The sequence below is a fragment of the Sphingobacterium sp. 2149 genome (assembly GCF_031455655.1).
Lineage (GTDB): Bacteria > Bacteroidota > Bacteroidia > Sphingobacteriales > Sphingobacteriaceae > Sphingobacterium.
Window position 1 is genome coordinate 293,698 of the sequence record NZ_JAVDTD010000003.1, and the last position, 16,822, is coordinate 310,519.

9 protein-coding genes are annotated in these 16,822 nt (G+C 44.4%); 8 read left to right on the plus strand and 1 reads right to left on the minus strand.

Going from position 1 to position 16,822, the window contains the following annotated elements; genetic code table 11:
- Positions 1-324 precede the first annotated feature (324 nt).
- From J2X77_RS06070 to J2X77_RS06105, 8 genes are all read left to right on the plus strand, one after another.
- Complete coding sequence (locus J2X77_RS06070; protein ID WP_293937796.1) at positions 325-3,507, plus strand: SusC/RagA family TonB-linked outer membrane protein; 3,183 nt, start codon at positions 325-327, stop codon at positions 3,505-3,507.
- Positions 3,508-3,520: 13 nt separating this feature from the next.
- Positions 3,521-5,419 (plus strand): RagB/SusD family nutrient uptake outer membrane protein, encoded by a 1,899-nt coding sequence (locus J2X77_RS06075; protein WP_310079651.1) that lies wholly within the window; start codon positions 3,521-3,523, stop codon positions 5,417-5,419.
- 26 nt (positions 5,420-5,445) lie between these two features.
- Complete coding sequence (locus J2X77_RS06080; RefSeq protein ID WP_310079653.1) at positions 5,446-8,325, plus strand: SusC/RagA family TonB-linked outer membrane protein; 2,880 nt, start codon at positions 5,446-5,448, stop codon at positions 8,323-8,325.
- Between the two features lie 24 nt (positions 8,326-8,349).
- Positions 8,350-10,110 (plus strand): RagB/SusD family nutrient uptake outer membrane protein, encoded by a 1,761-nt coding sequence (locus J2X77_RS06085; protein WP_209574982.1) that lies wholly within the window; start codon positions 8,350-8,352, stop codon positions 10,108-10,110.
- Positions 10,111-10,126: 16 nt separating this feature from the next.
- Entirely contained in the window at positions 10,127-11,152 is a 1,026-nt protein-coding gene (locus J2X77_RS06090) for a DUF5627 domain-containing protein (RefSeq protein ID WP_209574985.1), read from the plus strand.
- A 23-nt stretch (positions 11,153-11,175) separates the two neighbouring features.
- A complete protein-coding gene (locus J2X77_RS06095) occupies positions 11,176-12,861 on the plus strand; it encodes an endo-1,4-beta-xylanase (RefSeq protein ID WP_209574987.1) in 1,686 nt (561 codons plus the stop codon).
- A gap of 30 nt (positions 12,862-12,891) precedes the next feature.
- The gene (locus J2X77_RS06100) at positions 12,892-14,622 is read left to right on the plus strand and encodes an RICIN domain-containing protein (RefSeq protein WP_310079655.1); all 1,731 of its coding nucleotides are present in this window, start codon (positions 12,892-12,894) and stop codon (positions 14,620-14,622) included.
- 71 nt (positions 14,623-14,693) lie between these two features.
- Complete coding sequence (locus J2X77_RS06105; RefSeq protein WP_209574991.1) at positions 14,694-15,545, plus strand: sialate O-acetylesterase; 852 nt, start codon at positions 14,694-14,696, stop codon at positions 15,543-15,545.
- A gap of 131 nt (positions 15,546-15,676) precedes the next feature.
- Here the strand turns inward: J2X77_RS06105 and J2X77_RS06110 are convergent, their stop codons facing one another.
- Positions 15,677-16,819 (minus strand): TlpA disulfide reductase family protein, encoded by a 1,143-nt coding sequence (locus tag J2X77_RS06110; RefSeq protein WP_310079657.1) that lies wholly within the window; start codon positions 16,817-16,819, stop codon positions 15,677-15,679.
- Positions 16,820-16,822 lie beyond the last annotated feature (3 nt).

Consider the following 16,822-nt stretch of genomic DNA (forward strand, 5'->3'; position numbering starts at 1 on the left):
TTTGACATTATTTTCCTTCATTTAAACATTCTTGCTATCCAAAAAATTTAACATTGGCTAGCTTTGATTTACAATTATAAACTGATTTGAAAGGCATCTCCTAGTGTTGGAAATTGCATCTCAACCATGCAACCGGTTGCGAAACAGTTATAATAGAGAATTTAACCAATTATAATATACAATTTATGACAGTATCTGATGATCCTTGACTGTCCCCTCATATCTATCAATATGAGCTAAGGGGATAGGGATACAAAAGTATCACGCCAATTAAAGAACATTTAACCAATAATTCTTCAACCTATTTATCAATCCAAAAATGCGATGATGATTACATATAAAATCACACGAGTAAGGCGTTGGAAAAAGCTATGGGGTATAGCTAAACCATTCACTTTACTGCTTTTCCTACTTTACGTGGGGCAAGCAACACTCTTTGCACAGGCCAAAAGACAGATAAAGGGCATTGTCGTCGATAGTAACCATAAAAAAGTGAGCGGTGCATCCATTCGGGTAAAAGGCACATCGCTGGCCACGGCTACTGATGATAATGGAGCTTTTACAATCCAGGTCCCGGCAGATAATACTTTGTTGACTGTTTCTAAGCTAGGATATGGCAAAATAGAAGTCGATATCCACAATAAAAACACCATTGAAGTACAGTTAACCGATCAGTCAATCGAAATCGAAGAAACGGTAGTTGTCGGGTACGGTCGTCAGAAAAAGGAAACCGTTGTAGGAGCTATTACGCAGACTTCCGGTAAAATTCTTGAGCGCGCAGGAGGTGTTTCCAGCGTAGGTGCCGCACTGACAGGCAATCTACCGGGCGTAATTACCACTGCAAGTACAGGTATGCCTGGTGAAGAGGATCCTCGTATCGTGATCCGCGGCCGAAGCACGTGGAATAATACCGACCCTTTAGTGATGGTCGATGGTGTGGAAAGGCCGTTATCCGCGGTAGATATCAGTTCTATTGAAACAATCTCTGTACTAAAAGATGCCTCGGCAACTGCTGTCTATGGTGTTAGAGGGGCAAACGGCGTTATTTTAATTACCACTAAGCGGGGTAAAGAAGGACAAATGATGATAAGGGGTACCGTCAACAACATTGTAAAGACCGTTTCCCAGCTTCCAGGCAAAATGGATTCTTATGATGCATTGATGCTACGCAATAAGGTGATTGAGTATGAATTGGGCATCAACCCTACAAGTTGGGCCGATTATTCACCGCAGGATATTATCAATAAATATCGTTTTCCGGTAGATCAAACCGAAAGAGAACGCTATGTAAATACCGATTGGGCGAAGGAACTCTTTAGAAGTCAAGCGTTTTCACAAAACAGCAGTATTAATATTGCCGGTGGCACCCCATTTGTCAAATACTTTGCTAACGCGGATTACCTCTATGAAGGCGATATGTTCCGCCAATTTGAAAACGCCAGGGGTTATAAAGCAGGCTATGGCTTCAACCGCCTTAATGTGCGCTCGAATCTGGATTTCCAGCTTACGCCAACGACCAAATTTTCAACAAATCTAGCGGGCTCCCGTGGTGTCCGAAAAAGTCCATTTGGCGGCGGCAACAATTATTCCTATTGGATTGCAGCCTACACCGTAGCTCCCGATGTAATATATCCACGATATTCGGATGGTACCTGGGGATTCAATGCGCCAAATCCGAATGCGGGAATAAACTCCGCACGTGTACTGGCCATCAGTGGAACAGAGTATACAACCACAAGCCGAATCACAACAGATTTTACACTAGAACAGGACCTCAAATTTTTGGCAAAAGGACTTAATGTGCGTGGAACGCTGTCACTGGACAACACCTTTGTGGAAGCCAACCGCGGTATCAACGACGCGAATAATAACACACAGAGCAAGTGGATAGATCCCAAAACTGGACTTCCGACTTACCAGATCCCTTTCGATGGCACCAATAGATTTGATTTTGTGGAAGGGATTGACTGGACAACAGGAGCAGGATTTGTTGACGACAGACTCACTTATAGAAGATTATTTTATCAGTTGCAATTAAACTATGCAACTACCATTGCTCAAAACCACAATATTTCGGCTATGGGATTAGTCAACCGTAATCAATACGGAAGAGGCAGTACTATTCCCTCCTATCGGGAAGACTGGGTATTCCGCACAACCTACAACTATAAAAACAAATATATGCTCGAATATAACGGTGCTTATACCGGTTCAGAAAAATTCGCACCTGAAAATAGATTTGCTTTTTTTAACTCAGGAGGTATTGGTTGGTTAGTTTCAGAAGAAGAGTTTTTAAAACCATTATCCTTTTTGAGTATGTTAAAGCTGCGTGGTTCTTATGGTGATATTGGTGACGACAGTGGTGGTGGGCAATTTCTCTATCTTACGCAATGGGCTTATGGCGGTACTTCAGGAATGGGTGTCGACGGTCGGTTCTCCTACTCCGATGGAAATACCAGTCCGTACATCTGGTATAAAGAAAATATACTGGGAAATCCAAATATCCGCTGGGAAAAAGTCAAGAAGCTAAACTTCGGTGTAGATTTTGGACTTTTCAATGGACAAATCTCCGGAAAGGTAGATTTCTTCAAAGATCATAGGACGAATGTACTTATTACCGGTAGCGGACGGTCGATTCCATCCTATTTTGGTGTTGAGGCCCCAACGGCCAACCTTGGAGAGATAGAAAATAAAGGTTATGAAGTCGAACTTAAATTTAATAAGCAACTCAATACCGCATGGAGAATATGGGCTGATATTAATTTTACCCATGCTAAGGATAAAGTCATCAATGCTGATGCAGCTGAATTGCTACCAGAATATCAGAAACCGGATAACAAACAGGTAAATCAAACCTATTCCTACGTGAGCTCGGGATATTACAATACTTGGGACGAACTTTATGGCAGCACCATTCACGAAAGCAATGACCTTGCAAAGCTTCCCGGTAATTATCACATCTTGGATTATAACGGTGATGGTATTATTGATGCCAAGGATAATATACCTTATGCCTTTCCTTCGGTTCCCCAAAACACATACAACTGTACAATTGGCTTCGACTGGAAAAATTTCAGTGTCATGACGCAATGGTATGCTGTCAATAATGTCACCCGGCAGGTTGTCTTCAATAGTTTCTCGGGACAGCTTAATCTGGCCTACGATGAAGGCTCCTATTGGTCAAAGGATAATATCAATGCCGATGTGCCACTCCCACGCTGGCTATCGCAACCGAGCAGTTATAACGCCGGCAACAGGTATATGTTTGATGGCTCATACATTCGATTAAAGACCGCTGAAATAGCCTACAATTTTAATCGTGAATCGAGCGTAATCAAGCGCATGGGGCTACAGAATCTGCGCCTATTCCTAAACGGCAACAACTTGGTATTCTGGTCGAAAATGCCCGATGACCGAGAATCCAATTATGCCGGTACAGGCTGGGCCTCCCAAGGAGCATATCCTACTGTAAAACGGTTTAATCTAGGTGCAAACATTACTTTTTAAAGCAATTAGACAGATGAAAAAATATTTCAAGGTAATCTTTATAACTGGTGTGCTGTGGTCATCCACATCATTACTCTCCTGCAATAAATATCTAGATAAAGAAGAGCAGTCCAACGTATCATCCAAAGAAGCATTTAAAAATTTTATAAACTTCCAGGGGTACACCGAAGAGCTGTATAACTGTGTAGTCAATTTCAGCAACAACTACTGGACCAACTCCTGGAACTGGGGCGAAGATGAAATAACTTCCACAGCAAACAATTTTCATTTCGTCAACAAAATAGACGAAGGTAATTTTTGGGGTTGGCAAAGAGACTTTGATGGTTGGGGTGCCGGTTGGATGGATCAGGGTGATTTCACCACCAAAAACGACGATGTATTCGCCAACCGTGCCTTCCGCGACCTATGGAGCGCCTCATGGTTTGGGCTTCGCAAAATAAGCTTAGGCTTAGAAAACATCGATAAACTGACCGAAGCAACACAAGAAGAAAAGGATCTGATCAAGGGGCAATTGTTATTTTTCCGAGGTTGGTTTCACCACCGGCTGATGGAATATTTTGGCGGTATGCCCTACATTAATTATGTACTTCCGAGCGACGAAAAGCTCCGGTTACCACGACTGAGCTATCAGGCCTGTGCAGATCTTGCCGCAGCCGATTTTAGGGAAGCGGCAAACCTTTTACCCATCGACTGGGACAATACTACTGCCGGAAAACGTACGCTGGGTAAAAACCAGTTGCGCATCAATAAGATCATGGCACTGGCCTACCTTGGCAAAAACTACCTTTGGGCAGGTAGTCCGTTGATGAACTTTCAGTCTACAGGAAGTAAAACCTATCACGCCGATTATTGTAAAAAAGCCGCCCAAGCCTTTGGCGAATTGCTTTCTCTGGTCGAAAGCGGCCAGACAAATTATGCGCTGGTACCGCTAGCGAATATCCATTTAAACTTTTATACTACCGGACAAAACTGGGCCATGCCCGGCAGCACAGAAGCTATTTTTAGAGGGCCTTACATTGATGCATGGGCATCTAACTGGGGGACGAGCAAACAATATATCCCATTGGAGGTCGGAGATGGCGACCTTAAGTTCAATCCAACCGCAAATTATGTTGACTACTATGGCATGAAAAGCGGTTTACCGATAAAGGACATTACTAAGTCCGACTCGGAGTCGGGATATAATGCCGAATATCCTTGGAAAGATCGGGATCCACGTTTTTATAAGGATATCATCTTTGACGGCACAAAAGTAGTTCAGGGCAACATGTCCGCATCAGAAGAAAAAAACCGCAATGCCAACCTATATACAGGCGGAAGCTATCGAGATACCCGTACCGGTAGTCAGACAGGCTACGTCTTACGTAAATTTATCCCTTTGACAGCCAATAAATATGACCAAGCTTATAGTTACGGAACCACGCTCCATATTTACGTCCCTTACATGCGCCTTGCCGATGTTTATCTGATGTATGCAGAAGCTGCCATGATGGCTTCCAATTCGGCTACGGGCAAAGCAGATAATTATGGTAAAACTGCGGTCGACGCAATCAATATCGTACGCGACCGGGCTGGCGTGGGACATGTGGACAGTAAGTTTCTCGGTTCTGCCGAATCCCTGCTTCCCGAGTTACGCCGCGAACGTGCTGTCGAACTTTCTTTCGAAGGGCACCGCTTTAATGATCTGCGCCGCTGGTTGTTATTGACCGAAGCGCCTTACACCTTAAAAAAAGCGGTTTCCTTTGATCGAGCAGACGTATTTAACAACCAAGATCCGTCTCAAAATCGCGTCGTCAATATTCAAGAGAATATCATTTTGGAGCGCAAATTCACGAGCAAACACTACTGGTTGCCACTAAAAGTCAGAGATGTCAGTATGTATCCCGAGTTCTATCAGAACCCAGGCTGGTAACAAGTTTTCATTTAATCATTCAAAAAATGAAGTACAAAAAATTAACGATAGCACTATGTCTTGGATTAAGCTCGATCGCCACCACTGAAGGAATGGCCAAAGCATCACATGATCCAAACGCTATAACAGATAAAAATATATTCCGGAAATTTTTGACAGTCGCAAGTCCAGACAGTAGCGGCACAGATAGTACATCAATTGTACAAGTCGCATTCCGCAAAGTTCATAAAAATGATCTCATGGGCAATGTGCAGACCATCAATATTCCTCAATTGCTCGATAAGAGCTATAATACCTACAGTCTAGAAAATCTCGACGCATTTATTCCAGGTTATAATGGAAATATTTGGGGAATGAGCGGTTATCTGGTCTTAGTGGATGGATTTCCGCGCGATGCCAACAATGTGATGCCCACAGAGATCGAGCAGATCAGTGTGCTAAAAGGAGTCAATGCCATTGCACTTTATGGGAGCCGGGCGGCCAAAGGCGTCATCAGCATTAACACAAAACGTGGAACGGCCGGGGGGCAGAAGATCAAAATCAGGGCGAATGCTGGTATCAACGCTGCGATAAGCTATCCGCAATACTTAGGCTCAGCAGAATATATGACATTGTATAACGAAGCCCGACAAAATGATGGGTTAACACCGCTTTATAGTGCTGAAACGATCTATCAGCATGCAGCTGGAACAACCCCCTTTCGCTACCCTAACGTCGATTATTATTCATCGGACTATATTAAAGATCATTACAACCGCTACGATGCGACTGCCGAAATATCGGGGGGCAACCAGCGGGCGCAATACTATACCAACTTTGGATTCTGGTCAGAAGGTTCTATGCTCAATTTTGGACAAGCGAAAAAAAATGGTGGTGCCAATAGATTTAATATGCGCGGTAATATAGATGTCAAAGTCAGCGACCTCATCTCATTAAATGTAGATGCAGCAGCCAGTTTCTATGTTTTAAAAGGAGTAAATGCAAACTATTGGGATGCAGCGGCCACGATACGGCCACATCGCTTCTCCCCACTCATCCCGATTGATATGATTGAAGAAGGAGACATCAACTCGATGGTCTATGTCAACAACAGTAATTTTCTTATCGATGGCAAATATCTCCTGGGGGGAAGTCAGCTTGACCAAACCAATGCTTTTGCAAATATTTATGCCGGTGGCACAAATCGTTATCTCAACCGGCAGTTTCAATTTAATACGGGTTTGAATTTTGACTTGAAAAATATACTGCAAGGCCTTGTTTTTAAAACTAACCTCGCCGTGGACTATCAGTCAAATTACAACCAGTCTTACAACAACAATTATGCGGTGTATCAGGCTTCATGGAATAACTACGATGGAAAAGATCGAATCAGTAGCCTCACAAAGTATGGCGATGACCGCATTTCAGGTATCCAGAATATCAGCGGCAGTACCTATCGGCAGACCATCGGACTCAATGGCTCCCTAAACTTTAACCGCACCTACAATAACAACCACCATGTTTCGGCAATCCTTTTGGCCAATGCATTTCAGATCGCTGCCTCCGGCAGCTATCATAAAGTCAGCAATGCTAACCTAGGACTACAATTAGGCTACAACTATTCAAGCAAATATTATGTTGACTTTAGTAGCGCTTACAGCCACTCTGCAAAATTACCACAGGGAAACAGGCAAGCCCTATCCCCAACACTGGCACTTGCCTGGCGTTTGTCAAAAGAAAACTTCCTCGCCAACAGTAGTATCGTCAACGAGTTAAGATTGTCCGCTTCAGCAGGTATTCTAAACACCGATCTGGACATTAGCGATTATTTCCTTTATCAAGGCTATTACACCTACAACGACGGAGCTTGGTATAGCTGGGCAGATGGTGCATTGGTGCACTCTTTTGACAGACGAAGAGGGGACAATCCAAGCATGAAGTTTCCAAAACGCAAGGAATTTAACGTCGCCCTGGAAGGAGGACTTTACGATAACCTGATCACCTTCACTACCGCTTACTTTTTTAATCGTATGAGCGGCGGTTTGGTACAGGCCACAACCCAATATCCCATGTATTTCATGACAGGTTGGCCTGTTTACTCGGATCTTCCCTATATCAATTATAACATTGACGAACGCCGGGGAATTGACTTCGGCATCAATCTGAACAAACAGATCAACCAAACTTTTGTATCGCTGGGTTTCAATGGCATGTATTATACGACAAAAGCAGTCAAGAGGGACGAACTCTATCAGTTTAGCTATCAAAATAGAGCCGGAAAACCGCTTGATGCATTATGGGGTTTACAGCACGACGGTTTCTATATGAGCCAGTCCGATATCGACAATTCGGCCTTCTCCTCATTTGGGGAAGTAAAGCCAGGGGATATTAAGTATAAAGATCAAAATGGAGACGGCACCATCGATACACGAGACGAAGTATATTTGGGCAAAGGCGGATGGGCGGGGTCGCCACTTACACTAGGACTGAACCTAACAGTGAAATGGAACAACTTTACCCTATTTGCAGCTGCTACAGGCCAATTCGGTGCCAAGGCCATGAAAAACAGTTCATATTTTTGGGTAGATGCAGAGGATAAATATTCGGTGGCCGTGCGTGACCGTTGGACCGAGTCGACCAAGGAGACCGCAACTTACCCACGCCTAACCACTTTCAACAGCGATAATAACTTTCGAAGCTCAGACTTTTGGCTTTATAAGAACGATCGTATCAATCTGTCCAAAGTGCAGCTTTCCTACGATTTTCCCAAACGTATACTCAGCTCCAAATTTATCCATGAACTGGGAATTTATGCTAATGGATCCAACCTGTTGATGATTGCAAAAGAGAAAGAAACCATGCAATTGAATATTGGACAAGCGCCCCAAACCCGATTTTTCAACGTCGGTCTAAAGGCTTTATTTTAATCATGAATAGTTAAAAAGAGAATGATGAAAAAAATACTAACGATAGCTATCCTGAGCAGCCTGTTATTTTCTTCCTGCGAAGATATGTTTGAGCCGGCTCTAGAGAACAATCTCGAAATTGAAACAGCCAATAGCCGTCCTTTGTATGCCCAGGGACTGCTCCTAAATGGATATAACCGGATTCCGAGCAACAGTTACAGCTTTGACGATGTAGCAACCGACAATGCCGTGAGCAACGACAAGAACAATACTTTTCTAAAAACGGCAACCGGACAGTGGACAAGCATAAACAACCCTTTCGATCAATGGCGAAACAGCTACGCAGCCATACAATATTTAAACAATTTTCTGTCCTTAACCGATCAGGTAGAATGGGCAATGGAACCAAAAGTCAGCGCCCTATTCAACGACCGGATGAAAGGCGAAGCCTACGGTCTTCGTGCGCTATTTATGTTCCATCTCCTACAAGCACATGCCGGCAAGTCAAGTACAGGGGAAATACTGGGCGTACCTATTCATTTAACTCCCGAGACCGTCAATTCGGATTTCAATCAACCTCGAGCTTCATTTGAAGCCTGTATGCAACAGTTGTACGATGATATAAAAAATGCAGAAGACCTACTACCAATGGATTACGAAAATATAACTAGCGATGGTCAGGTTCCAGCCAAATATGCAGGATCTATAAACGCCAATGATTACAATCGTGTATTTGGCGCTACATTTAAACTACGGATGACCAAACGCATCGCACAAGCTATTCGAGCCAGAGCAGCGCTGCTGGCTGCAAGTCCAGCATACAGTGAAGGGAGCAAAACCACTTGGGAACAAGCCGCAAACTATGCAGGACAGGTCATTCAAGCCAAAGGTGGAGCCAGTGGCATCGATCCTAAAGGATTTACCTGGTACAATAAAGATGTGGTCGATGGCCTGACCTCCGGATCCAATCCGGCCGAAATTCTTTGGCGCACCGACAAAGGAAATAGCAATAGTATGGAGCAAGACCATTTTCCGCCCACATTATTTGGCAGAGGGCGACTCAACCCGACACAGAACCTGGTCGATGCCTTCCCCATGGAGAATGGATATCCCATTGGCGATGCCAATTCGGCCTATAATACGGCCAATCCTTACGACAAAAGGGATCCCCGATTGAAAACCTATATCATTGTCAATGGAGCAACAGCGGGGGTCAGCAATACAGCGATCAATACAACAGCCAATAGTCCAACAAATGACGGCTTAAACAAAGTGGAAACCTCCACACGGACGGGGTATTACCTGAAAAAGCTCCTACGTCAGGATGTCAATCTCAATCCATCATCTTCAACCCAGCAAATGCATTTCAACGCACGTATACGCATGACAGAAATGTATCTAGCCTATGCCGAGGCTGCTAATGAAGCTTGGGGACCTACCGGCATGGGAACCTTTACGTTCTCTGCATACGATATCATCAAAGCTATCCGCAGGCGTGCAGGTGTAGGCACCAACAATGGTGATCCATACCTCGAGCAAGTAAAAAACAATAAAGATCAAATGCGGCAGCTGATCCGAAACGAACGCCGACTGGAGCTCTGCTTTGAAGGGTTTCGCTTTTGGGATCTCCGCCGTTGGAAAATGGACATCAATGTCGCCGCCAAGGGAATAAGCATCACTAATAATAACTATACCGAAATACCTGTAGAAAATAGAGTCTATGAAAACTATATGAATTATGGCCCAATCCCCTACAGTGAGGTACTTAAATACAGTAATCTTATACAAAATATAGGTTGGAATTAAACTTAACAAGCACACGATGAAAAAGATCAATATCCTCTACGCGATGGCCTTAGTTAGCTTGGCGTCTTGCAAAAATAATGACTGGGAGTTCCCAGACTTTGAATTTCAATCGGTATACTTCGCCTATCAGACACCCGTCAGAACGGTAACGCTGGGCGAAGACATCTTTGACAACACCCTCGACAATCAACATAAGGTTCAAGTCATGGCCACTACGGGCGGCGTGTATAACAACAAGAAAGATATTCGTATTGACTTCGTTGTCGACAACAGCCTCACAAATGGACTCAGCTACCCGAATGGGCAGTCGATCACACCTTTGCCGACCAGTTACTACCAACTTGCCAGCAACCAGATCAGCATACCAAATGGTAGCCTCACGGGCGGTGTAGAGGTACAGCTGACAGACGCATTTTTTGCCGACCCTAAATCTTTGGAGACCTATTACGTCCTCCCATTAAGGATGACAAAAGTTGCCAATGCTGATTCTATCTTATCCGGTAAAACTTCTTTACAGGCAGCCAATAGGGCTATCGCATCCGATTGGGATGTCGCGCCAAAAGATTTTATCTTTTATGCACTCAAATATATCAATCCTTGGCACGGCAATTATCTCCGCCGGGGCACCGACCAGATCGTGGGCAAAGGTGCTAACAGCAACTTGACTAAAAATGTTGTCAGGCACCAGGCTTATGTCGAAAAAGATGAAGTCAAAAGCGTCAGCACAGCAGCACTTAAAAAGTCGATTTTGCCGCTATCTTTTAAGGGAACTGATAATGTTAATATCAATGTCAATCTGAACTTAACTTTTGATGATGATAACAATTGCAGCGTTAGCTCGGGCAGCGCGGGTGTATCCGCGTCAGGGACCGGAAAGTTTGTCAAACGGGGCGAAAAAAATAGCTGGGGCAATGCAGACAGAGATGCACTTTATCTATCCTATACGATCGATATGGCACAAATGAGTGTCACAAGCAAGGATACCCTCGTGATGCGGGACAGATCTGTCAAAATGGAAACTTTTACACCCACTAAAAAGTAGTATCAAATCAATTATGAACCGCGATGAAAAAAATCAATAAAACTATCGTCATCCTACTTTCGCTCGGCGCCGTATGGAGTTCATGTTCCAAATATCATGCCCTGGAATACGCCGTCGACAAACCGGAGAAAGTACTTGCACAAGAAGATATAAATGCCTACAACCCATTAAAAAGTTATTTGGATAAGCAAGCCAACCCCGGATTTAAGCTGGGTGTGGCGCTCAATATAAACGACTATTTAAATAAAGGGGTGCTTTACCGCTTAGCCAACCGAAATTTTGAAGAAATGGTCATGGGCTATGAAATGAAGCATGGTTCCATTGTGCAGGCAGACGGTAGCCTCAACCTATCCCGTGTGGAGCAGCTTATCACGGCCGCACAGGAAAACAATATGGCTTTATATGGGCATACGCTGTGCTGGCACTCGGGACAGAATGCGGCCTATCTCAATAAATTAATAGCACCTGTGGAAATACCAGGTTCCGACGGGCCAGCCCTAGCTGGTCATGCTTTAAAAATGAGTAATCCTTCCGTTGTCAACCCTTGGGAAGCACAGACAGCCTATGCCATTAATTCCATCGAGGTGGGGAAAGAGTATGTCTTAAAGATCGTCGCCCGGGGCAACAAAATAGGCAATATTAGCATTGATCTGCAGAGCACCCCCGAATATACCGCAGACAATATGGGGTCATTGGCATTGACCACAAGTTATAAAGCCTACGAGCTTAAAGTAACAGCGACTGCTGCTCGAAATAATTTTATTATCAATTTCGGCCAATACGACGGTACTATATTCATCGACAAAGTTGTGCTCACAAAGACCGGTAGTTCAGCTAATCTGATTGCTAACGGGGATTTTGAAAGCAATATCGATGGCTGGGGCGGCTGGGGAAACAACTCCACTAGGGCACAGTCAGCAGATGGTGAGGGCTATGGCAGTCCTGGAGGCTACATTATTGAAAAAACACCGGCAGAGAAAGAAGCCATACTGACCAAAGCGCTGGAGACATTTATTGCTGGTATGCTGGAAAAAACCAAAGGTTACGTCAAAGCTTGGGATGTCGTCAACGAACCGATGTCCGACTGGCCAGACCAATATGCTTTAAAGACCGGAATCGGAAAGACCGATCTGGCGGATGACGAATTCTACTGGCAGGATTACTTAGGGAAAGATTATGCCGTAAAAGCCTTCCAGCTTGCCCGCAAATATGGCAATACCAACGATCTCCTATTCATCAATGATTATGGCTTAGAAGGCAGTGGCAACAAATGTAAGGGGCTAATCGCGTATGTCAGCTACATCGAAAGCAAAGGTGTTAAAGTAGATGGGATCGGCACCCAGATGCACATCGATATCAATACCAGCAAAGACAATATCGTCAGTATGTTCAATCTATTGGCCTCCACAGGTAAGATGATCAAAGTATCCGAGCTGGACATTGGCTTAGGAAATGGCATCAAGACTAGCAATGCCACGGCTGAAATGTATCAGAAACAAGCTGACCTGTACAGATATGTCGTTGAGAAATATCTCGAAATCATTCCAAAGGATAAGCAGTACGGTATTACCATATGGAGCCCATTGGATAGCCCCGATCAGGAGAGTTCATTCTGGCGTCGCGGAGAGCCGATTGGTTTATGGACCGAAGGATTTGTCCGAAAGCCAGCCTATCAGGCAGTGGCCGAGGCATTGGTAGCTAAAAAATAAGATCATTAATCACCCTTAAATATTTAAATTATGAGAACAAACAACATGTGGTTACTGGTGGTCTTTTTAATGACCTTCCTTTTCAGCTGTTCGCGGCTGGAAGAAAAAACGCTAACCAGCGAATCCGAAAGAAGTCTTAAATCCAATGTTTCTGCGCAAGCCGTTACAAACTGGCCTCGCCCAACTCCAACATTACATGTAGGAGGAAAGTACCTCAAAGATCCATGCGATAACAACATCGTCCTTCATGGGGTCGCCATTACTCCAAGCCCATGGTTCAACGGCTGTCAGTACGGTGCCAACTCAGGGTACTGTACCTGGGATAACTACAATGTACAAGGTGCCCTCAACTACAACAAAGCCGTCATTGACAAACTCACCAGTGCAACCGATGGTTGGTACCTGAATTACATTCGTCTCCACATCGACCCTTATTGGACCAACGATCCAGGAGCGCCCATTCCTGAAAACGACATCTCCAGGTTTAACTATAATCGCTTGGTTACCTACACCAACCAGGTTATTATTCCTTTGATCAATCACGCCCGTAGCCGAGGTATGTATGTTATCTTACGTCCGCCGGGGGTATGCCCGCACCGTATTGCAGTGAACGATGCGTATCATACTTATCTTAAGACGGTATGGACTTTTCTTTCGCAGCACGCTTCACTGAAGAATGCAGACAATGTGATGTTTGAGTTGGCCAACGAGCCCGTTGAAATATTGGGAACAAATGGTACCTGGGGGATGACTGGCAACGAGCATTTCGCTGCACTGAAAAATTTCTTCCAGCCATTGGTGAATATTATCCGTAACAACGGTGCCAATAACGTATGCTGGATACCCGGTACCGGTTGGCAGTCCCATTACCAAGGCTATGTCAATAACCAGATTACTGGTGGTAACATCGGCTATGCGGTACATATATATCCAGGGTACTGGGGTGGTGTCAATACTTATCAAGCCTTTCAAAGTGCCTGGAATACAAACGTGAAACCTATTGCTGACATTGCGCCGATCGCGATTACAGAGACAGACTGGGCTCCACAAGGGTATGGTACCTTCGGTACAGGTTCCACAGGTACCGCTGGTGGCAATGGCTTTGGAGCAAATTTAAAGTATATCGTGGATCAATCCGGCAATGTGAGCTGGAATCTTCTTGCTCCGGACAATCTGCTCCACAAAGGAGATCCCAATGGTGGCACAGCCTACAACAACGATTGGGAAGCATGTGCAGCACCAAGCAAACAATGGTTTCAGCAATATGCTGCCTCCAATTATCCGATGTCTAACTGCAATGTCACTAGTCTGGTCAATAATGGGATTTACGAGATTGAATTCCAAACCGACGCCAACAAAGTCCTTGATTTAAAATCAGGTCAGGATGCGGATGGTGCTGTACTCAGACCCTGGACTAGAAATGGTGCAAATGCACAGCGATGGGTAGCGATCGATGCCGGTAACGGATATTGGCGCTTTGTATCCAAAGCGAGTGCCAGCAATCGTTGCATTGATCTAGCCAGTAACAGCAATGCACTGGGAACCTCCATCCGCCTCTGGCAGAATTACAGCAATGATGCTCAGACATGGAAGGTAACGGCTGTAGCAAATGGATATTACAAAATCGTATCAAAAGTCGATGCTACACGCGGATGGGATATCCCCAGCTGTACAATGGATGGGAACTCCAACCTGCAGCTTTGGGACTACTACGGTACATCCTGTCAATTGTTCAAATTCAAATTTATAGCGATGAACTAAATAATATCTTTTCGCGGTAAGCTGTGCTTACCGCGAAATATGTTAATTTTAGAAATATAAAAAACTCCACGATGCGACAAATACCATTTAAAATCTTACTGTTCATCTTCCTGCTGGGGAACGTTTTAAGAACAGCAGCTTTCGCCCAAGACAAAAACTTTCATATATACCTTTGTTTTGGACAATCCAATATGGAGGGGCATGGCCAATTCGAACCACAGGATACCATCACCAATAGTCGGTTCCATGTACTTGCGGCAGTAGACTGTCCCGAGTTGGGAAGGCAGTATGGCAAGTGGTCTCCCGCCCGTGCACCGCTCACGCGCTGCCACACGGGACTTACACCTGCAGATTATTTTGGCAGAACGCTTACAGAAAATCTTCCTCAAAATATCGAGATCGGTGTCATCAACGTTTCGGTAGGTGGTTGTCATATACAGTTATTTGATCAAGACAGCACGGCCAGCTATGTGGCAAAAGCACCGGAGTGGATGAAATCCATGCTTGCAGCTTATGACAATAATCCGTATCAAAGACTTGTAGCATTAGCCAAGATAGCACAACAGAAAGGTGTAATCAAAGGCATCTTACTTCATCAGGGCGAATCCAACACTGGCGATCGCCAATGGCCTAATAAAGTGAAAAAAGTGTATGAAAATCTATTGCGCGATTTGCACTTGAGAGCAGATGAAGTGCCCCTACTTGCAGGCGAACTCCTATCGGCCGAAGCCGGTGGCAAATGCGCAAGTATGAACAGCATCATCCAAACTTTGCCCGCCACTGTACCGACAGCCCATATTGTATCCTCCGCAGGCTGCGAAGGGATAAGCGATGGATTGCATTTCAGCCCCGCTGGATACCGAAAGCTGGGTAAAAACTATGCGGCAAGCATGCTTGAATTGTTAACAGAAACAACGAAATAAAAAAGCTAGGGAATCCAATCCCTAGCCTTAAAACATAATCAGCGATACAGATGCTCGTCGATATTGCCATTTCTTCCAAAAATATTATCCTTTTAGAATTAAAGGGAATAACAATACGGCGTCTCTGACCATTAATTATCAAAAATTTTGGCCAACTCCTGGTGTAACAGTTCACCTTTGATATTGATAGCAACAATATTTCCTTGAGGATCTACCAAATAATTTTGCGGTACAGCACGCACACCATACAATACCGCTGCCTCATTGCTCCAGCCCTTTAGATCTGCGACATGTACCCAGGGCAAACCATCATCTTTGATCGCTTTTAACCAGGCATTTTTCCCCTTTGTATCATCCAAAGAGACTGCAAGTACTTCTAGCCCCTTACCTTTATATTTGTTGTAGGCCTTCAATAAGTTAGGGTTTTCGGCACGGCAGGGGCTACACCAGCTCGCCCAAAAGTCGATCAGCACATATTGGCCTTTAAAGTCGGATACCTTGACCATTTTCCCCTGGGTGTCGGGCTGTGAAAAATCAGGTGCTTTATGACCAATTTTCACACTTCTTTCCGCCAAGAAACGAGCCTCCAGCTGTCTCCCATTCGTGGTTTGACGCACCTCTTTGGACAGCGTTAAAAATAGCGGTTCGATCTCACTGAGCTTACGTTTATTGGCCGCATCAATAAGTGCATCCACCGCAAAGATCGAATTGGGGTTTTTGGCCGCAAAAGCCAACTCTTTAACCCGTCGTGCTTCAAACCGCGCTTCAAACTGCTCATGGATGGCCTTATACTGCTCATTAGCATCAGGAGCATCTTGTTTCACAGCCCCAAAGGCTTTATTCCCCGCATCAATGATATCCATGAAACCACCGCCAATTTCCTTTAAATAAGAAACGTAAGCATCGTGCAGCGGCGATCCTTTTATGGCAGCAGAACGCAGCGAATCTTTGATAGCTATGTTGTAAGTTTCATTGCCTAAATAAAAGTATAACCGATCCCCGATATTTTGTGCGATCAATTTACCTTTACCGTCCTGATCAAACACCATTCTGGAGTAAGCAGGCTCCTCAACAGCTCCTTTGAAACTAAACTTTCCATCCACAATAGCCGATGAATCCGAGACTGGAAATCCGTCTTTTGTATAATCTAGATACACTTTTTTACCATTAAAAGCTTTTGGTGAAGTTCCTTTTATGTAAAAGCCGCCTTGTTGTGCATACAGCCCAAAAGGGCTAACAGCGAACAGGAATAGCACAATTTTTAAAATTTTCATCTT